The organism is Janthinobacterium sp. (assembly GCF_031995485.1).
In the GTDB taxonomy this organism is placed as follows: domain Bacteria; phylum Pseudomonadota; class Gammaproteobacteria; order Burkholderiales; family Burkholderiaceae_D; genus Janthinobacterium.
Map to the genome: position 1 here is coordinate 20,833 of NZ_DAMAGB010000021.1, position 18,004 is coordinate 38,836.

Genomic DNA, 18,004 nt, shown 5'->3' on the forward strand with positions numbered 1-18,004 from the left:
CCGGCAGATGGGCGTTGCGAACCGACCGGTACCCGGACGTAGCACTCAGGTGCGTTGCCAGATCGAGTCCCGGCTAGGTGATGCGTAGCGCCCCGGCTCCCGCCTCATATGGGTAACCGCTTTGCAACCAGCTGCCGCTGTCATCCGGACTGAGGTCGCCCGAGGGCAGCACGGCGCCATGGTGCTGGCCGTTAATGACCGGCCACAGGATGTTGCCGCTGCTGTCGGCGCGGGCATGCACCAGCAGCTGTTTCTGGTCATGCGCATGCGCGAAGTCGAACAGATAGCTGCCGTCAGGCGGCGCGCCGGTGTTGCCAGTGACGCTGCGCAGCGCACCCCAGGCATCGGCTACGCCGCCGACATGATGCAGCAGCGCCGCGATCAGGGCGGCCGGCAGCGGCCTGGCCGGGCCTGCCAGATAAGCCTGCAGCTGCGGCCAGGCGACAATGAAAGCGCCCAGCGCCTCGAACAGGCGCGCGGTGCTGCCGCGCGCCGTCGCGGCGCGCAGGCGTTCGCCGCCGTGCGGCAACGGGAAACTGGTGATTACCCACAATGCGTCCTGCGCATCCTGCGGCACTTGCTGCAGCGTGCTGTCGTAATCCCAGCGCAATGCAGCGCTCGCGCCACCTTCCGCCGGCGCCTGGCTCGGCACTGCCTGGTGCGCCAGCAGCAATGCGGGCGGCAGCGTGTGGCCGGGAATCGGCACCTGCAGCGTGCCGAGCGCCAGGTCCACGGGACTTTCCGGCCAGTACCCGGCCAGGCATGCGCGGTACACCAGCGCAAGCTGCAGGCTGGCGGCCTGTTGCGGTTGTAATGCCTTGACCAGGAAGTGCAGCGTGCCCGGCTGCTGGCCGCTGGTGGCCAGCGTGACGCCGCCGGCAGTGCGCGTATCGGCCATGGCACTGGCGCCTGGCGCAGGCAGCACCTCGATTTGGCCGTGAAATTGCAGCTCGGCCGTATCGGCTGGCATGGCGCCATGCAACACGATCGTTGCCGGCAGTTGCACCAGCACCGAAGCCGCACAGGCGCCGGACAGCGACACCAGCGCGCTTTGCCGGAAGTGCTCCTGCGCCTTTGCCAGTTGCAGGCCCGGCTGCTGCGGGAAGACGGGCACCAGAGCCTGGGCCAGGGACTGCGCCACGACAGCGCGCGCCTGTATCAAAGCCTCGCTGGCGGCAGCATCGGCGGCGGCGATCGCAGCCAGCGTGCCGGGCGACAGGATCTCGTCCAGCGCGGCCACGAAGGTCCTGGCCCAGGCATCGAGATCGATGTTCGAAAACACCTGCAGTTCCTCGCTGGGCGCCAGCGTGCCGGGCGCATAGCGGACCACGCAGATGCTGCCGCCGGTCAGCCGGTTGCCCAGCGGCGTCAATGCATAACAGATCGCCGGCCCCTGGCCCAAGGCAAGGTGCGCACCCTTGCTGCCGCTCAGGCGTATGGCCCGCAGGTGTGGCGTTGCCGCCGCGCCGGCCAGCGCATCCCATGCCACGCGGACACCACCGTCTGCGCCGTCGTAGCCACCAAAACTGGCTGCGAAGCGGCTGGCAAACAGTTCCGGCACGGCATCGGGCGCTATCGGCATCGCGACCGATACTGTCTGCGGCGTTGCGCCGGGCGCGCCAGGGTCGGCCAACTCGTCGGGACGGGACATGATCAGCTGCGCGCCGATGGCGAACATATCGTCCGCGCGCGCAGCCAGCTCTGCCGGTGCGATGGCAATCGGGAGCGCATGGGTAAACGGCTGCGCTGGCCGGACCAGACCGGCAAGCTGTCCGCTCGCTTCGGTGGCAAACGCCAGCAGCGCCGCCTTGATCACGCCGCTGTCGCCCAGCGCGCCGCCATGGGCCGGCAATACCGATTGCGTGACGCTTGCGCTCACCCGGGGATCGGTCAGCTCGATTACGGCCGCGCCGTAGGTCGCCAGCGCCGTCAGGTAGCGCGGCACGGGCGCGGCATCGGGCAAGGCGGCTTCGCACTCGACCCGTGACAAATCGAAGTGCAGCAACAGCAGCAGGGCCGGGCCGTCGTAATGGTAGCTCAGGCGCACACCGGGCCAGGCGGCAGGGTGCAGCAGGGCGCCGGCATGCAGCGCAGGCGCGTCCGGCCCTGGCTCTTCCTTGCTCTTCGGCTGGTCAGCGGTGGCAGGCTGGAGTTCTTCTGGCGAACTGCTGGCAAAATCGGTCATCAAGGTTCCTGGCGATGGGATGGCGGCAGCGTCTACGGCTTACCGTAAGGCTCCATCCCATTATTACCGATGTTTTGACCGGCCCGCAGCCTTATTTCTCGGCCTTGAGCAGCGGCGCCACTTTTTCGCGCAGGACCTTCCACTGTGCGTCGAGCACGGCCTGGTTCGGGTCGTGACCGGCGCGCGGAACCAGCACGAAGTCCTTGTGCGGCGCGCTGATGCTGTCGAAATAGCGGCGCGCCACCACGGGCGAAGTCAGCAGGTCTTGCGTGCCCATCAGCAGATACACGGGCAGCTCGAATGTCGTGCCCATGGCCGGCAGGTCCACTTTCGAGAACATGCCGTCGCCGCGCATGCCCATGAACTGGATATACGAATAATCGTCGGCGGCTTCAGCGTCCGCCAGCGCCTGCGGCGTGGCATAGAACGGCGCCGGCTGCCACCAGTTTTTCGGGGGCGCATCGGTGGTCAAGGCTTCGTATTTGCGGTCGAAACGGCGCAGGATGCCGAAATTGCGCGGATCGGTCCACGGCGGGCTGCCCAGCGCCGTCAGCTTGTCGACGGTGGCCGTGTCGCCGGCCGCTTTGGCCAGCGCCATGACTTCGCGGTACATGCCGACCAGATTGGTGCGCGCGTCCACCACCTGCGCCGTGCCGATATACGCATGAAACAGCGCCGGACTGGCCTTGATCATGTAGACGCCCAGAATCGAGCCCCAGGAACTGCCCATCAGAATCAGCTTGTCCTGGCCCAGGCGATGGCGCACGTAATTGGCCACCGCAATGCCATCGTCGCGCATCTGCTCCAGGGTCAACGGCACGTCTTGCGTCGGCCTTTGCTTCGAGTAGGTCATGCCCGCGCCGCGCTGGTCCCACTGCACCAGCGTATATTGCTGCTCCCAGCCCTGGTAGATGGCGTCGGCAAACGGGCTCAGCGGATTGCCGGGGCCGCCGTGGATAAACAGGATCACCGGATTGCCGCAGCGCGCGCCGGTGATGGTGATCCATTGTTCGATGCCATTGATGGTGACATAACCCTGTTCCCTGACCGGCTGTGCGGCAGATGCGCACACAGCACGGGCGGTGGCGGGCTCTGCGGCGCTGGCGGCGCCGGCACAGGACAATAACAGCAGCAATGCGGCTTTTTTCAGCATATCTTTCCTTGGTGTATCGCTTATAAGGAACAATCGTCGGCCCGCTTGCCGGCAATAAAACGCCGCGCCGCCTGCTCGAAACAGGCGGGCGCCGTCCACAGGATAAAGTGCGGCGCCTGGCCGATGCTGGCCAGCGCCACCTTGCCGGCGCCGGCTTGCTGCAAAGCCGCTACCTGCGCCTGCGCGCCTGCATACGGCGTCTTCGGATCGAGCGTGCCCTGCAGTATTAGTAGCGGCGGGATTGCCGCCGGCAATTCGCCGAACCCGGCGTCGGCAGCATAGGTGGGCAAACCGCCACCGAGCAGCATGCGGGGCAGGGGACTGGCAAACAGCAGGCCCGCTTCTTCGCGGTCGATATCGGCAGCGGTCAGTGCCGGCCGCAGATTGTTTTCCGAGCTGCTGATGATGCTGACCAGCGGAATCGACAGCGCAGACTGCGGATAGCTGCCCAGGCTGGCGGCGGCCTCGGCCAGCAGCGCGCGCACGCTGGCCAGTTCCGTTGTTTCGCCCTGATCGAGGTCGCGCAGCAGATACGGTATGCGAGCCCTGGCGGCCGGCACATCGAGCAGGCTGCCCATGAAGTGCTTCAGGTTCTTGCCGGGGATGGCGGCCAGCAGCGCCGGGTCCAGCGCCACCTTGTCCAGTACGCGCCGGTACAGCGCCAGCGCCGGTTCGTCCGCCAGCACCTGCAGGCCCACCTGGTTGACGACCCGGGAGCGCTGGCTCAGGTCCCAGCGCGGATCGCGTTGCGGCGGCGCCAGCGAGTCGAGCAGCACGCCCTTGACGGGGAGTGGCCCTAGCTGCAGCGTACGCAGCACCAGCTGGGTGCCGTAGGACACGCCATACAGATAGACGGGGCCGCTGCCGCCCGTGTTGCCGAGCAGGGTACGCAAGTCATGCGCGGCATTAGTGAGGGAAAACTGGCGCGCGCGTTCCGGTGCGGCGTTCAGGCCGGCAAAGCAGCTGCCCCATTCCGCGCCGGCCAGCGCCAGGCCGCCAGGGCTGCCGGCCGCTTCCTCGGCGGGACACAGGCGCGACGAATAGCCGGTGCCGCGATGGTCGGGAATCAGCAGGTCGTAGCCGGGAAAGCTGCGCCGCAGCGTGGGCAGCAGGCCGTAGAACGACGCACCCGATTCGCCCGGACCGCCGGCGACCAGCCAGACACTGCCCTTTGGCTTGCCCTGGGACGGAATCTTGCGCACGAACAGCTGCAGCTCGCCGGCCGCGCCATCCGGCTTGCCGTGGCTGAGCGGTACCGTTTGCAGCGCGCACAGGCTGCCGGGCAGCACCGCATCCGCGCACGGCGTAAATGCCAGCGGCGCCGCATGCAGGCCGGCGCAAGCGAACAGGGCTGGAAGTAAGGTCAGGCGGGGCGGAAAGAGCATCGTTCACTTTGCTGATCTGTCGACAACCCTCAAAATAACTTTATTTGGAGCAATTGTCCAGATGCTATCGTTGACCTTGTTTCAAGGTGACGAAGTCAATCCTGCGATCGTGTAGGAGATGTGGTCGATATCGAAGCCGGCCACCGCAGGCAATACGCTGACCTTGTTCAGCAGAAACTCGTAGCCGCATCGGCGGTGTTCGATATCGGCGTCCAGCCTGTCGATGAACTTGACGACCTGCACCGCATAGCTGCCCGGCGCCAGCTGCACCGCCGCATCGACACCGGTACGCTCTTGCGCTGGCGGAAAATGCTGGTAATACTCGAGGTCAAAGTCCATCAGGCCGAACAGGTCGGTGACGATCAGCGTGCCACTGGTGATGGCGAGCGGCAGCAATGCCGGCAGCACGGCATCGACCAGCGGCGGCGCGGTCGCAATGCCGCCTGCCTCATTGAAGACCAGTTCGTAGTCCCACATCGGGATGCTGTAGACCGGCAGCACGCAGCCTTGGGCGATGGCGGCGTCGCCCAGCTCGGGGAAGTCGATAAAGTGCTGCAGCAGATCGGTGGCCTCGATGCCGTGATCGCTGACGAAACGCGCCAGCGTGGCCGGATCGAACAGCGCCATGCCCGGCGTTTGCAGGATGATTTTTTGATGTTGGATCATGCCCGTCCCTTGCCGGCGCGCAGCAGCCGCAAGCCGTTGGCCACCACCAGCAGGCTGGCGCCCACATCGGCAAACACCGCCATCCACAAGGTGGCCAGGCCGCCCAGCGCCAGGCCGAAGAACACCAGCTTGATGCCGATGGCAAAGCTGATGTTCTGCACCAGGATGCGGCGCGTGCGGCGGCTGAGGTGTATGAATTCGGGCAACTTGCCCAGTTCGTCATCCATCAAGGCCACATCGGCCGTGTCGATTGCCGTATCGCTGCCGGCTGCGCCCATGGCAAAGCCGATGTCGGCCTGCGCCAGGGCCGGCGCATCGTTGACACCATCGCCAACCATGCCGACCACGCCGAATTGCCGCTGCAGCGCGACGATTTCATCGAGCTTGTTTTCCGGCAGCAGTTCCGCCTTGACCAGCTTGACCCCAACTTCTGCCGCAATGCACTGGGCCGTCAGGACGTTATCGCCCGTCAGCATGACGGTGGCCACGCCCATCGCGTCCAGTTTGGCGATGGCGGCCGTGGCGCTCGGACGCAGCACATCGGCCACGGCGATCACGCCCAGCGCCCCGGTGCCGTTGGCCAGCACCATGGCCGTGTACGCCTGTTGTTCCAGGCGCGCCAGGGTAGCCTCCAGCTCCGGCGTCAGCACGTTCAATTCCTGCATCAGGCGCGCATTGCCCAGGTAGACCGTCTGGCCGGCGATCACGCCCTGCACCCCGCGCCCGTGCAGGGCAGCAAATTGCGTCACGGCCTGCAACCGGTCTGCGGCAGGCCCTGCCTTGACGATGGCGGCGGCCAGCGGATGGGCCGACCCCGCTTCCAGGCTGGCGGCCAGCAGCAAAATCTCGTCCCGGCTGCGGCTTCCCAGCGTCACCACTTCCGTCACGTTTGGCTTGCCCATGGTCAAGGTGCCCGTCTTGTCGACGGCAATCGCCTTGATCTTGTAGCCGGTTTCCAGGAATTGCCCGCCTTTCACCAGGATGCCGCGCCGCGCGGCCGCCGTCAGCCCGCTGACGACCGTGACGGGCGTGGAAATGACCAGCGCGCACGGGCAGGCGATCACCAACATGACCAGCGCCTTGTATATCCAGTCCATCAGCGGCTGGTTCAGCAGCAACGGCGGCAGCACCGCCACCAGGATGGCGAACACCACCACCACCGGCGTGTAATAGCGGGCGAACTGGTCGACAAAACGCTGCGTCGGCGCCTGCCTGCCCTGGGTCTCCTCGATTACCTTCACAATGCGCGCCAGCGTGCTGTTGCCGCTGTTGGCCGTCACGGTAATGTCGAGCAGGCCCCGTTCATTGATGGTGCCGGCATACACGACGTCGCCGGCGGCCTTGTCCACCGGCATGCTTTCGCCCGTGATTGGCGCCTGGTTGACGGACGACGCGCCGTTTTTCACGACGCCGTCGAGGGCGATGCGCTCGCCCGGCTTCACGCGCAGCAGGTCGCCAACGGCCACGGTGGCCACCGGCACTTGTTGCCATTCGCCATGACCCGACTGCACGTTCGCCACGTCCGGCGCCAGCTGCATCAGGCCGTGCACGGCATTGCGCGCGCGGTTCAGCGACATGCCTTCGATCAGTTCGGCAATCGCAAACAGGAAAATCACCATCGCCGCTTCCGGCCACTGGCCGATGGCCACCGCGCCAAGCACCGCCAGGCTCATCAGGAAGTTGATATTCAGGGTAAAGCTTTTCAGCGCGATCCAGCCTTTTTTCAGGGTTGGCCAGCCGCCGCTGCCGATCGACAGCACGGCCAGCGCGATGACGACAGGAGAATTATCCTGGTGCGAGGTCCAGGCCAGCGCTTCGGCAGCCACCGCCGCCACGCCCGAGACGGCCAGCAGCGCCTTCTGCGCGCCTGCCAGCTTGCCTTCGCCGGGGTCCCGCACGCTGGCCACGCCCGCGACCACCGGTATGGCCTGCATGCCGATACCGTGCAACGCCGTTTCGACACTGGCCAGCGACGGCAGGGTGTGATGCACGTCGAGTACCCGGTTCATCAGGTTGAAATCGAGCCCGACCACGCCGTCCATGCCGGAGAGCTTGTTGCGGATCAGGCGTTCTTCCACCGGGCAGTCCATATTGGCGATGCGGTACTTGGCCGTTTGCGCGCCGGCGACGGCGGTGCTGGGCAAGTCGGCGGCCGCGGTCGGCGCCGGCGCAGGCGCATGTGCATGTGCATGGCTGTGGGAACAGCAGCCGCCATGGGAGTGGCCGTGTGTATGTGCGTCGGCGTGGCTGTGGGACGGGTCATGAGGCATCGCGTGGTCCTTCCGGGATTCGTGTATGCTGGCATTAGAAACCCTGTAGCCGCTACAGGGTCAAGCGAAATTTGCACGAACGAAAGGAAATGCCATGCGTATCGGAGAACTGGCCAGGCGCACCCACTGCGATGTCGAGACAGTGCGCTACTATGAAAAAGCAGGCTTGCTGCAGGAACCTGGCCGCAGCAGCGCCGGCTACCGCGAGTACAAGGCGGAGCACCAGGAGCGGCTGCAATTTATCCGCCACTGCCGCTCATTGCAGATCGGCCTGGCCGATATCCGCGCTTTGCTGGAGTTCAAGAACAACCCGGCCGAGGGCTGCCAGAGCGTCAATCAATTGCTGGACCACCATATCGAGCGCATAGCCGAACAGATGGCGAATTTGCAAACGCTGCAGCAGCAACTGGTCAGCCTGCGCCACCAGTGCGACCAGCCGACGCCGTCACAGGATTGCGCAATCTTGCAGAACTTGTCGGAAGCGGCCAGCGGCAACGATTGCGCCTGTCATACCGATCTGCATTGAGCAACTTGCATCAAGCGCACTGCGGCAGGGTCCAGCTGGCATCGCCCATGTCGGTCGGGTAGATGGCGCGCTCCTTGCCCCAGCTGGCATAGTCCATCAAGCCGTCTTCATGCAGGTCCAGCACCCATTCGGTACTTTCCAGCATGTTGCCCTGTTTGTCGTAGACGCGGAAAAACGACTGCGTGCTCAGTGCACGCACGATATTGGCGACCGTGCCGCTGCCATACGCCGGGGCATAGGTGTTGATCACGCACTTGCCGCTGGGACTCCATGCCTGCGCATACAGTTTGGCGTGTTCGGCGGCATTGATCTTGACGGAAAGCCAGACGGCAATCAGCATCGCCAGCAGCAGGCCGGCAACGATCAGCAGGCTTTTTTTGAGAAGTGGAGACATGAAGGGCAGTAAAAACGAGATGGCTGCATTGTAAGCCATGCCTGCACTGGCCGCTTGCACAGCCGGCCAGTCGCAGTTTCAACAAATTACTTGGTCAGGCTCGAATGCAAGGCATTCGCCATTTCCAGGTGATGCTGCAAGGCTGGCAAGGTTTTCGCCGCAAATGCCTTGATCTCCGGATCGGTGGCCTTCTGGCTGGCATCCGTAAACAGCTTCACGGCTTCCTTGTGCGCTTCGACGCCGATCTTGGCCGCATATTCCTGGTCGAACTGCTTGCCGGACAGACCGTCGAGCTTGGCCAGTTCCACCTTGTGCTTGGCACCCGGCTCGTCGCTGACCTTGACCTGCTTGCTGCTGGCCAGCTGCCTCAGCTCATCGGCCACCTTGGTATGGTCGGTCACCATTGAGTCGGCGAATTTTTTCACTTCCGCATTGGTGCTCTTGCCTTGCGCGACCTTGCTGGCGGCAATTTCCGTGCTGCCCGCATCGGCGGCCTTGGCCAGGAAGGTCTTGTCGTAGGCGCCGGTGGCACTGGCGGCGAAGCTGTTCACGGCCAGGCCGCTCAGCAGGGCGACGGCCGCGCCGATGGCGACGCTTTTCAGGGAAGGGGTACGGGAACGGGTAGTGGTCAGACGCATGGAAAATCCTTTCAAGGTAAAAGTGACAAGCTGGCTGAAAGCATAAGCCAGCAGTGCGTTCACCCCCATAGGACGTCCGCGTCCGTCTGCGTAGGATCAGTCCTGTACGCCAGCGCACAGTTCGCGCCGCTTGCATCCGAACAGGGCGCCGATCTCGGGATCGTCGCGCCAGCCGGGCAGGCCGATATCGAGATACTCGGCCGTCGCCTCCAGGTGCGATGGCTGGGTGGCATAGCGCTCCAGGTTGGCCAGCACGGTGCGCTTGTCGATATACAGGCTGTCCAGATAGGCGCCGAACGAGGGCGCCAGCACCATCAGGCCGCTTGGCGCACGCGGCCCGGTCCAGGCCGGCAGTTCGCGGATATAAGCGAGCACCCGTCCTTGCCCCTCGTCGCTCAGGTCGAGAAACAGCATCGAGTCGCCGCCATCGCGTGCAAACGGCAGGATTTTTGCCGGCATGTCCAGCTGCTCGCGCGCCGCGCGCAATTCGCCGACCAAGGTTTCATCGCAGAAATCGCCTTCGTCGGCGCTGAAATAGCCGCAGAAACACAGCTGCTCGACGCCACCGCGGCCATCGGGCACATCGCAGTAGTAATCGAGATAGGCGGCGTTGCCCACCTGCAGGAAAGCGAGGAACTCGGGCGGCAACGGGGCCTGCAGCTCGGTTTCGATGGCGGCGATCTGCGCGGCGGTCGGTGCCGGCTTGGCGTCGGAAATGGCCAGGTGGCGGTAGCGGTTGTACAGGCTCATGAGTATCTTGGAGAAAGCAAAAACGCCAGTGTAAGCTGGCATGCACCCTAGGTCGAAACTGCTGGGGTCGGACCCTCAGGGTCCGACCCCGGACTTTGCTTTCGGGTTAAAAAATAACGGATCAGGCAAACGGCAAGCCATCAAGATCCTGCGGCTCGCGCGCCACCACGCCCGTCCTCTCGAAACGGAAGCGCGACGACATCGCATACGCGGCCTTGCGCACGCGCATGATGGAGCCGAGCGGGCGGTGCTCGATCACGCCATGCCACGGGCTGAACGACATGCCGTCGTCGATCGCGCGCGACAGCGCCTCGCTCCAGCCAGCCTGCGGCGGCGCCGTGATGCGCGCGACCGGCAGGAACGGGCTGTCTTCCTGTTTCCATTCGACCGAGGCATCTTCCAGCGGCATCGCCTCGATATCGCGGCACAGCTGCACCCGCACCTCCCAGATGGCCGTATGGCCGGCAAAAAATGCCGCGACCGCTTCGCGCAGGCCGTTCGGCTTGCCATCGAGGTCTACCGGCGCGTCTTTCAAGGCGGCCAGCTCCGGAGAGATCGGCACCAGTTGCACCTTGGCCATGTAAGCGCCATACAAAATCGGCACCTGGCTGAAATAGGTTTCACCAAGCACATTGGTTTCAGGATGGCCGCCCATGCCTTTCAGCAAGGTGCTTTCGCCGCCAACCGCTTCCAGCGCTTTTTCCGCGCCTTGCAGCACGGTTGACAATGCCTTTTTCAGTCCGGGCGCCTTGTCGGTGGTACTGGCCAGCAGTTTCAGGCTGCCGAGGAATTTTTTCGCCGTCGGCGCCTGGAACACGGGGCCATTGACCAGCACGAAATCCTGCGTCGCGGCCGGCACGCTGGCCGAGGTTTCCTCAGCGTCCTGGCTCGACAGCTGCGTGCCGGGCACGCCGACTATCTTGATGGCCATGCCGCGCGGCACCGACACATTGTCGTCGAGCACGTCGCCGGGAATGGTCGAGATGCGCATCACGACCGGATAGCTGCCGGGCTGGGCAAACAGACCCTGCGCCAGCTCGGGCGACAGGCCATCGAGCACCTGCAGCTGGCCGCGCAGCAAACCATGGCTTTTGGCATGCACGCTGCGCGTGGGGTGGCCGGAATCTTTATAGGTGGTAGCGGAAATGCCGTGCAGTGTCTGCAACAGTTGGGCCTTGGTATCCTGTTCGCCTTCCTCTTCGTATTCGTAGCGCGGGTCGTAAGGCAGGGGCGGGCGGGGAATGGCAGACATGGCTTTTCCTTTGAAGGTGAATGATGTCCCATCATTACCGCAAGTCACAAAGCCTTCCGTATGCTGGCATACAGAGTGGAAAAATAGCCGGGATTTACAGGACTGCCATCACCTGCTCGCGCAGCCATCGGTGGCCTGGATCCAGATGCATGCGCTCGTGCCAGACCATGGCCATCTCGTAGTCGGGTATCGCCAGGGGCGGCTCCCGGATGCACAGCGAGCCCAAGGCATTTTTCAGCAGGCGCGACGGCAGCAGTGCCACCATGTCGGACGCGGCCAGCAATGGCGGCACAACCAGAAAGTGTGGCACCGACAGCACAACCGTGCGCGTGCGTCCCAGTTGCGCCAGGAATGTGTCGACCGCCGTGCGGTAGCCGCCGCCATTGGGCGAGACCACCACGAACTCGAGCGCGCAGAAACGATCGAGGTCCGGTGCCGTCTGCAAAGCCGGATGGTCGATCCTGCCGGCCAGCACATAGTGCTCGCTGAACAGCACGCGATGGCGCAGCGCAGGCGGCGCTTCTTCCTGCGCCAGGAAACCCAGGTCCACCAGCCCGCTTTCCAGCTGGCTGGCCATGCGCGATGGCACCGCTTCCAGCACGGCCATGCGCGAACCGGGAGCCTGCGCACGCAAGGTGGGCAGCAGCGGCAGCACAATCGCATATTCGGTCGCATCGGCCGCCGCCAGCTTCCATTCCACCTCGGCCGTCAAGGGATCGAAGGCGGCTTCGGGCTGCAACACCTGTTCCAGCTGCGCCAAGGCCGCCTGCAGCGGCGCCAGCAGACCCAGCGCGCGCGCCGTGGGCAGCAGGCCGCGCGGGCCGGGCAACAACAGCGGATCGTCAAATGCGGCACGCAACTTTCCCAGCTGCACGCTCACCGATGGCTGGCTCAGGTGCAGCCGTTGCGCTGCCCGCGTTACATTGCGCTCGATCAGCAAGGCGTTCAGCGTCAGCAGCAGGTTCAGGTCCAGCTTGTGTAAATTGTCCACGGCTATACCTTATATATTTATTATTCATTTCTACTATGATAGCGCAAGCCCTACAGTGGTTGCTGTCCATCGACACATCTCAACCACGACAGGAGCAATCTGATGCAACTCCATGAATACACACGCCATGACGGCCTGGGCCTTGCCAACCTGCTGCGCCAGGGCCAGGTCAGCGCTGCCGAGCTGCAAGCGTGCGCGCTGCGGGCGATCGAACTCGTCAACCCCGCCATCAATGCGGTGGCAGAACATTGGCCAGCCGATCCCGCGCCGCCAGATGCTGGCGCGCCGTTTGCCGGCGTCCCGTTCCTGATCAAGGATATCGCCGTCACCATGGCCGGCAAAAAGGTCGAGCTGGGCAGCCGGCTGGCGGCAGGCCAGGTGGGCCAACATGATTCTTTCCTGATGAGGCAGTTCCGCCAGGCGGGCCTGGTCACGTTGGGCAGGACCAATACGCCGGAAATGGCGTTTGCCACCACGACAGAACCGGTGCTGCATGGCGCCACGCGCAATCCGTGGAACCTGGCGCTGAGCGCCGGCGGATCGAGCGGCGGCGCGGCGGCAGCGGTCGCGGCCGGCATCGTGCCACTGGCCCATGCAACCGATGCTGCCGTTTCGATCCGCGTGCCGGCAGCGTCGAACGGTCTGTTTGGCCTCAAGCCCAGCCGTGGCCGCGTCTCGAATGGCCCGGCGATGGACGAAATTTTCAGCGGCCTGGGCGTGCAACTGGGCGTCAGCCGCAGCGTGCGCGACAGCGCCGCCTTGCTCGATGCGGTCCAGGGCATCATGCCGGGCGAACCCTATCTCACGGCCGCGGCCGGTCACAGCTGGCTGTCGCAAGTGAATGTGGCGCCGGGCCAGCTGCGTATCGGCGTAATGCGCGAAGCCAGCAATGGCCAGCGGCCCGACGCCGAAGTCGGCACAGCGCTCGACGCCAGCGTGCGGCTGCTGGAAGCGCTGGGCCACCGCGTGGAGGAAGCCGCCTTGCCTCTGGGTATCTCGTGGGAGGCATTCGTGCTGGCCAATGCGCGCATCTGGTGCGCCAACCTGGTTGGCTGGATCGACGGCATTGCGCAGCAGCAGGGCCGCGCCATTTCGATTGATACGCTGGAGCCGAGCACCCTGGCATGCTACCGCTACGGCAAGACGGTATCGGCGGTCGAATTTGTCGCCGCGCTCGATATGCGCAATACCGTCGCGCGACAGGCTGGAGCGTTCTTTGCACAATACGATATCCTGCTGTCGCCCACCTTGCCGTCACTGCCTTGGCAACTGGGCAAGTATGGCGAAGACGAGAACAGGATGGATGGCTTTGCCTGGACGGCGCGCCTGTTCGAGCATTCGCCTTACACGCCGCTGGCCAATGTGGCGGGACTGCCGGCGATGTCGGTGCCGCTGGCAATGTCCAGTGAAGGCATGCCGATCGGCATGCAATTCCTGGCGGGATTCGGGCGGGAAGGGTGTCTGCTGCGCCTGGCAGGGCAGCTGGAGCGGGCGGCGCCGTGGGTACAGCGCCGCCCGGCAATATGGGCCGGAAATTAAAAATAATTACAGCGCTGCCAGGCGAAGCGCATCGCGCTGTTCCAGGCGGGTGCGCAGTTTCTCCCACAGCCGGTCATGGTAAGGCAGCACGATCACATTGCAGATCGGCTCGACTACCGCCAGCAAGCCGCCAAAAGCCGCCGACCCGGTGGCCCAGTACAGCACGCCAAACGCCACGCCCATGTGCATGCAGGTCTGGCTCAGCTTTTCGCCGGCCAGCGCGGCCATGCCGATGCGGCTGTGTGCGTGGCGCTGGCGTATCGCATGCCACAGCTTTTCATGCAGCGGCAGCAGCGCCACATTGATGACCGGCTCGATAATGGCGGCCAGGCCGCCCAGTGCGAGCGAGCCTGTCAACAGATAAGCGAGGCCGAAGGCGATCGACATATGGGTGACGACCTGGCTGAATGTTTTGGCGGCGGTGAGCATGCGGAAGGCTCCTTTCTGAGCTGGCTGATCCTTGATTCAGATAGTAACGATTCGCATTTGCAATTGGAAGTAAAATCTTTCAACCGTAACGGTAGGCTTTGGCTATCGGCAAACGAGAGTGCTGAAATTGGCGGCTATCAGGGAGGGGCAGGGCAGCAGCGGTAGTTGCTGCCCTGCTGGCGTAGCCTGCAAAAACGATATCCACGAGGCGGATGGCCGCAGGTCTGGTGACACTTACAGTACCAGGCTGCCGGCAATTGACGCCAGGGCCGGCTTCGCAAGCCCATTTGAATCAGGTGTACAGAAACAGCAGCGCGTGATTGGGCATTCTGGTGGACCACCAGACGGTTACACCTTCAGCCAGTTCGGCTGCATCCAATGGTACAGCTCGTTCTGCGTCAAGCCGCCGATACTGTTTGCTGACATCAATCGTCCAGGCGCGATGACGGTCGCATGGCGCATGCTTTGCCAAATCGCTGAAGTGACTTACACATAAGCCATGACAGACGTGCTGCTCGGCCCGGTTTCCATCCTGACTGGCCGTTCGTGCTTGGCGACAAGACTTGCTTGGTGTTGTGCTATCAGTCGATCCTGGCAGCCCGCGTCAAATTACTCGATCTGGAAAAGATTGTCGATCGCGTGATCCGGTTCCTGGAAGCCGCAATGGCTGAAAAGCTGCGCCGAAGCGTCGAATCGTTCCACATCGCCGTCAATGGAGTGGCCGACGAACCCGGGTCCATACCCCCGCGTGCCATGCGGAGTTCAGCGAGATCAGCACCGACGCGATCCGCATCGTCGAGCACGGGACTGCTCGACGCCATTCGCTGGCTCAGCCAAACATTCCTGCCGGGGAGCCTGTCGTCAAGCCGATACGCAAGTCCGCAGCAAGAGTCCCGGCGTAACGCCGCAGTTCAACAACGACTGCTGCCGTCAGAACGCGCTGGAAAAACAGCGTGACAATGCTCGGCAAGATGTCCACTGCGTCGAAGAGCTTGCATGGCAATGTGGTAGCACAGGAACTTTCATCGTGAGGAAAGAAGGGCTGATCAAGCAGGCGATGATGGCTCCATGAGCGGCAAGGGTTAAAATCGCATTTGCGATTGCAGAAATGGCTAAATGGAACTTTTCTCTTTTCTATCTATAACTTCGCATAATTTATATTATGTAAAATTGCTTAGAATGGAAGGCTATTCGTCGATAGCCTTACTCTTACTTGAGTACTGTTTTGATAACGACATGGGTCCTGTGATCAATGTGACCAAGCCCAACTTCACTTGTCTCTTTGAATATCCGGCGAGCTTGTCGTCAACTGGCAGGCAAGACACGCAAGTCCGTGGCTTGCCGCAGCCTCAACCATTCATCCGTTCAAACAAGCCCTCGCCCATCTTGCGCGCGCCCGCCGCCAGCCCCACCAGTACCTCATCCTGGCCGCTTGCCAGCTGTACCAGCGCTTCGCTCGCAAAATCTTGTGGCGTCATCATGCGCTGGCCCGCCGTGCCGGCGCTGCGTTCGTTGCCGCCCAGTCCTGTGTCAACGATCGGTGGCGCCAGTTCCACCACCCGGACTGTTGTTGCCTTCAGTTGATGGCGCAGTGTGAGCGTAAAGGAATGCATGGCTGCCTTGGTGGCGCAATAAACAGGCAGGTCGGCGATCGGCGCGTAGGCCAGCGCGGAAGTGACGTTGATGATGGTGGCCGATGGTTGCTGTTTCAGCAGCGGCAGCAGTTCGCCGGTCAGCCGCACGGGCGCGGTAAAATTGGTTGCCACTTCCTGTTCCAGATCGGCCAGCGCATCGGCGTCGATGAACAGGCGGCGTTGCTGGATGCCGGCGTTGTTGAACAGCATGTTGAGCCGCGGATGCTCGCTGTTGAGCCACTTCACCATGGCCTGCCGGCTGGCCTGGTCGGTGATGTCGCAGACCCGTATCAGCAAGCCCGGCACCTGTGCTTGCGCCTGCAGCAGCGCCATTTCGCTGCGCCCGCAGATGATGACGCGATTGCCGCGTTCTGCCAGCTGGCGCGCCAGTGCCAGGCCGATGCCGGCGCCGCCGCCGGTAATAAGGATGGTGTTGGATGTCAGGTTCATGTCGGTGATCTCTTCAAATGGTAAATTTTCAGGTTGTACTCAACCGCAGTCGCGTTGCCGGCAAGGATGGTCCGGCAGCGCGCGCCATTGCCGCACCAGCTGACGCCGATGGCCCGGGTAACGCTCGTCGAGGAAATCCAGGCTGTCGATGCGATCGAGGTGAAAAATGCGGAAGGCACCGTCCGACTCGCACCTTGCCGCTACTGACCAGCGCGATGCCACAAAGCCCAGCATGATGGGCCAAATGGTGTAGTCGACTGTGGCGACAGGCGCTATCGCAGCGCCCTCTTCCCGATACACCAGGTGCAGCTTGCGCTGCTCGCGCACCGCGAGGCGCAAACGGCCCAGATCGGCGCCAGCACGATCCTGGGTGTCCTGATGGCGGCTGATGAACAGGCCGTTGTCGTCGAATGCGCGGCGCATCTCGGGCGCCAGCACCGCGTCGATCTTGGCCAGCGCATCCTGCACGGCGCGCGCCATGCCGGCGTCGGCATGGCGGCTGACCCACTGGGCGCCGGCTACCAGCGCATGGATTTCGTCTTCGGTCAACGCCAGCGGCGGCAGGCTGAAGCCTGGCTTGAGCAAATAGCCCACGCCCGCCTCGCCGATGATGTCGGCGCCCATGCCCTGCAAGGTGGCGATATCGCGGCGCAGGGTGCGCAGCGACACGCCGGTGTCGCGCGCCAGCACGCTGCCCGCCACCGTGCCGCGATGGCGGCGCAGCACTTGCATCAGGTCGAACAAGCGGTGGCTGCGCGTCATCTCAGCCCATCCGTACGACGGCTTTGCCGCGCAGGCGCTGGCCGCCTTCGATGGCCGCGATCAGGGCAATCGCCTCGCTCAATGGCACTTCCCTGGCGATCGTCAGGCGCAGGCTGCCGTCGCCGGCGGCGCGGGCAAGCTCGTCGAGCAGTGCAGCTCTTGGCGTGCACACCACCATCTTGAGCCGGCGGCTGAACAGCGCCTTGATGAATTTGCCCGGCGTGGGATGCAGGTCAAGCAAAACGCCGCCCGGCTTGAGCAAGCCGAAACCGGTGCCGCTGTCGATGCTGGCGGCCGTGTCGAAGACCGCGTCGTAGCGTTCGCGCAGCTGCGTCAGGTCGGCTTGGCGATAGTCGAGCACGTTTTCCACGCCGAACGCATGGGCGCGCGCCATATCGGCGGCGCTGCACGTGCCCGACACCCGTATGCCATGCTTGCGCGCAATTTGCACGGCGGCCTCGCCGACCGCGCCCATGCAACCATTGATGAAGACATGCTGGCCTGCGATCAGGCTCGCCTTGTCGATCAGGGCGTTCCAGGCGGTGATGCCGGGCGAACCGAGGCAAGCGGCCTGGTCAAAACCAAGTTTCGCCGGCTTCAGGGCCAGCGCGCCCTCGCTGGCGATCGTCGCCTGGCCCAGTGCCCCGCATTGCTTGAAGCGGGCCTGGCCGAATACCTCGTCGCCGACCTTGAAGCGCGTCACGCCAGCGCCGACCGACATCACGGTGCCGGACAAATCCATGCCCATGGCGCGCGGAAAGCGTTTGCCGGTGACGATGCGCATCTCGCCCTGGCGCAGTTTCCAGTCGATCGGGTTGATGGCGGCAAACCTGACGCGTACCGCCACTTCGCCCTTGCCCGGCGCTTCTGGCGTAAACTGTTCAAGGCGCATGACCTCCGGGCCGCCATATTGCTGGTATTCAATCCGTTTCATGCCTGTCCTGCCTTCTGTGGTGGGTAAAGCGCCACTGTAGCCGGCC

Annotated in this window: 17 protein-coding genes; 3 read left to right on the forward strand and 14 right to left on the reverse strand. The window is 63.9% G+C overall.

The window, feature by feature from the left end; translation table 11 throughout:
* Nucleotides 1-73: 73 nt before the first annotated feature.
* From RTQ46_RS13555 to RTQ46_RS13575, 5 genes are all read right to left on the reverse strand, one after another.
* Nucleotides 74-2,185, reverse strand: a complete 2,112-nt coding sequence (locus tag RTQ46_RS13555) for a hypothetical protein (protein WP_312437276.1) — start codon at nucleotides 2,183-2,185, stop codon at nucleotides 74-76.
* Between the two features lie 91 nt (nucleotides 2,186-2,276).
* A complete protein-coding gene (locus tag RTQ46_RS13560) occupies nucleotides 2,277-3,338 on the reverse strand; it encodes an alpha/beta hydrolase (protein WP_312437277.1) in 1,062 nt (353 codons plus the stop codon).
* Between the two features lie 20 nt (nucleotides 3,339-3,358).
* Complete coding sequence (locus tag RTQ46_RS13565; RefSeq protein WP_312437279.1) at nucleotides 3,359-4,723, reverse strand: alpha/beta fold hydrolase; 1,365 nt, start codon at nucleotides 4,721-4,723, stop codon at nucleotides 3,359-3,361.
* 81 nt (nucleotides 4,724-4,804) lie between these two features.
* The gene (locus RTQ46_RS13570) at nucleotides 4,805-5,389 is read right to left on the reverse strand and encodes a hypothetical protein (RefSeq protein ID WP_312437281.1); all 585 of its coding nucleotides are present in this window, start codon (nucleotides 5,387-5,389) and stop codon (nucleotides 4,805-4,807) included.
* Nucleotides 5,386-7,659: a heavy metal translocating P-type ATPase gene (locus RTQ46_RS13575; protein WP_409518332.1), complete on the reverse strand. Its 2,274-nt coding sequence runs from the start codon at nucleotides 7,657-7,659 to the stop codon at nucleotides 5,386-5,388. The genes RTQ46_RS13570 and RTQ46_RS13575 overlap by 4 nt, the downstream gene beginning before the upstream one ends.
* A gap of 94 nt (nucleotides 7,660-7,753) precedes the next feature.
* Here RTQ46_RS13575 and cadR point away from each other — a divergent pair, with 94 nt between their 5' ends.
* Nucleotides 7,754-8,185 carry a Cd(II)/Pb(II)-responsive transcriptional regulator gene (cadR, locus tag RTQ46_RS13580; RefSeq protein ID WP_312437285.1) on the forward strand — a complete coding sequence of 144 codons (432 nt, stop codon included), beginning with the start codon at nucleotides 7,754-7,756 and terminating at the stop codon, nucleotides 8,183-8,185.
* 10 nt (nucleotides 8,186-8,195) lie between these two features.
* On the opposite strand, the gene RTQ46_RS13585 is transcribed toward cadR, so the two are convergent.
* From RTQ46_RS13585 to RTQ46_RS13605, 5 genes are all read right to left on the reverse strand, one after another.
* Nucleotides 8,196-8,579: a hypothetical protein gene (locus tag RTQ46_RS13585; protein WP_312437286.1), complete on the reverse strand. Its 384-nt coding sequence runs from the start codon at nucleotides 8,577-8,579 to the stop codon at nucleotides 8,196-8,198.
* An 86-nt stretch (nucleotides 8,580-8,665) separates the two neighbouring features.
* Nucleotides 8,666-9,217 (reverse strand): DUF4142 domain-containing protein, encoded by a 552-nt coding sequence (locus RTQ46_RS13590; protein ID WP_312437287.1) that lies wholly within the window; start codon nucleotides 9,215-9,217, stop codon nucleotides 8,666-8,668.
* Nucleotides 9,218-9,313: 96 nt separating this feature from the next.
* Complete coding sequence (locus RTQ46_RS13595) at nucleotides 9,314-9,967, reverse strand: SMI1/KNR4 family protein (protein ID WP_312437288.1); 654 nt, start codon at nucleotides 9,965-9,967, stop codon at nucleotides 9,314-9,316.
* Between the two features lie 121 nt (nucleotides 9,968-10,088).
* Entirely contained in the window at nucleotides 10,089-11,219 is a 1,131-nt protein-coding gene (locus RTQ46_RS13600; protein WP_312437289.1) for a catalase family protein, read from the reverse strand.
* A 94-nt stretch (nucleotides 11,220-11,313) separates the two neighbouring features.
* On the reverse strand, nucleotides 11,314-12,210 hold the full coding sequence (locus tag RTQ46_RS13605) for a LysR family transcriptional regulator (protein ID WP_312437290.1): 897 nt from the start codon (nucleotides 12,208-12,210) through the stop codon (nucleotides 11,314-11,316).
* 102 nt (nucleotides 12,211-12,312) lie between these two features.
* Here RTQ46_RS13605 and RTQ46_RS13610 point away from each other — a divergent pair, with 102 nt between their 5' ends.
* On the forward strand, nucleotides 12,313-13,749 hold the full coding sequence (locus tag RTQ46_RS13610; RefSeq protein WP_312437291.1) for an amidase: 1,437 nt from the start codon (nucleotides 12,313-12,315) through the stop codon (nucleotides 13,747-13,749).
* 6 nt (nucleotides 13,750-13,755) lie between these two features.
* On the opposite strand, the gene RTQ46_RS13615 is transcribed toward RTQ46_RS13610, so the two are convergent.
* Nucleotides 13,756-14,178, reverse strand: coding sequence for a DUF2061 domain-containing protein (locus RTQ46_RS13615; RefSeq protein ID WP_312437292.1), 423 nt, complete (start codon nucleotides 14,176-14,178; stop codon nucleotides 13,756-13,758).
* Between the two features lie 316 nt (nucleotides 14,179-14,494).
* On the opposite strand from RTQ46_RS13615, the gene RTQ46_RS27125 reads away from it, so the two are divergent.
* Entirely contained in the window at nucleotides 14,495-14,674 is a 180-nt protein-coding gene (locus RTQ46_RS27125) for a hypothetical protein (protein ID WP_409518334.1), read from the forward strand.
* 853 nt (nucleotides 14,675-15,527) lie between these two features.
* Here the strand turns inward: RTQ46_RS27125 and RTQ46_RS13620 are convergent.
* The 3 genes from RTQ46_RS13620 to RTQ46_RS13630 are packed head-to-tail and all read right to left on the reverse strand — an operon-like array spanning nucleotide 15,528 to nucleotide 17,958.
* Nucleotides 15,528-16,262 carry an SDR family NAD(P)-dependent oxidoreductase gene (locus RTQ46_RS13620; protein ID WP_312437293.1) on the reverse strand — a complete coding sequence of 245 codons (735 nt, stop codon included), beginning with the start codon at nucleotides 16,260-16,262 and terminating at the stop codon, nucleotides 15,528-15,530.
* Between the two features lie 39 nt (nucleotides 16,263-16,301).
* Nucleotides 16,302-17,024: a YafY family protein gene (locus RTQ46_RS13625; RefSeq protein WP_312437295.1), complete on the reverse strand. Its 723-nt coding sequence runs from the start codon at nucleotides 17,022-17,024 to the stop codon at nucleotides 16,302-16,304.
* Nucleotide 17,025: 1 nt separating this feature from the next.
* On the reverse strand, nucleotides 17,026-17,958 hold the full coding sequence (locus tag RTQ46_RS13630; RefSeq protein WP_312437297.1) for an NAD(P)-dependent alcohol dehydrogenase: 933 nt from the start codon (nucleotides 17,956-17,958) through the stop codon (nucleotides 17,026-17,028).
* Nucleotides 17,959-18,004: the final 46 nt, after the last annotated feature.

Coding starts and splice junctions, on each gene's coding strand:
- RTQ46_RS13555 (WP_312437276.1), bottom strand. CDS start 2,185: ATGACCGATTTTGCCAGCAGTTCGCCAGAAGAACTCCAGCCTGCCACC.
- cadR (WP_312437285.1), top strand. CDS start 7,754: ATGCGTATCGGAGAACTGGCCAGGCGCACCCACTGCGATGTCGAGACA.
- RTQ46_RS13595 (WP_312437288.1), bottom strand. CDS start 9,967: ATGAGCCTGTACAACCGCTACCGCCACCTGGCCATTTCCGACGCCAAG.
- RTQ46_RS13600 (WP_312437289.1), bottom strand. CDS start 11,219: ATGTCTGCCATTCCCCGCCCGCCCCTGCCTTACGACCCGCGCTACGAA.
- RTQ46_RS13575 (WP_409518332.1), bottom strand. CDS start 7,659: ATGCCTCATGACCCGTCCCACAGCCACGCCGACGCACATACACACGGC.
- RTQ46_RS13585 (WP_312437286.1), bottom strand. CDS start 8,579: ATGTCTCCACTTCTCAAAAAAAGCCTGCTGATCGTTGCCGGCCTGCTG.
- RTQ46_RS13570 (WP_312437281.1), bottom strand. CDS start 5,389: ATGATCCAACATCAAAAAATCATCCTGCAAACGCCGGGCATGGCGCTG.
- RTQ46_RS13610 (WP_312437291.1), top strand. CDS start 12,313: ATGCAACTCCATGAATACACACGCCATGACGGCCTGGGCCTTGCCAAC.
- RTQ46_RS13560 (WP_312437277.1), bottom strand. CDS start 3,338: ATGCTGAAAAAAGCCGCATTGCTGCTGTTATTGTCCTGTGCCGGCGCC.
- RTQ46_RS13565 (WP_312437279.1), bottom strand. CDS start 4,723: ATGCTCTTTCCGCCCCGCCTGACCTTACTTCCAGCCCTGTTCGCTTGC.
- RTQ46_RS13630 (WP_312437297.1), bottom strand. CDS start 17,958: ATGAAACGGATTGAATACCAGCAATATGGCGGCCCGGAGGTCATGCGC.
- RTQ46_RS13620 (WP_312437293.1), bottom strand. CDS start 16,262: ATGAACCTGACATCCAACACCATCCTTATTACCGGCGGCGGCGCCGGC.
- RTQ46_RS13625 (WP_312437295.1), bottom strand. CDS start 17,024: ATGACGCGCAGCCACCGCTTGTTCGACCTGATGCAAGTGCTGCGCCGC.
- RTQ46_RS13615 (WP_312437292.1), bottom strand. CDS start 14,178: ATGCTCACCGCCGCCAAAACATTCAGCCAGGTCGTCACCCATATGTCG.
- RTQ46_RS13590 (WP_312437287.1), bottom strand. CDS start 9,217: ATGCGTCTGACCACTACCCGTTCCCGTACCCCTTCCCTGAAAAGCGTC.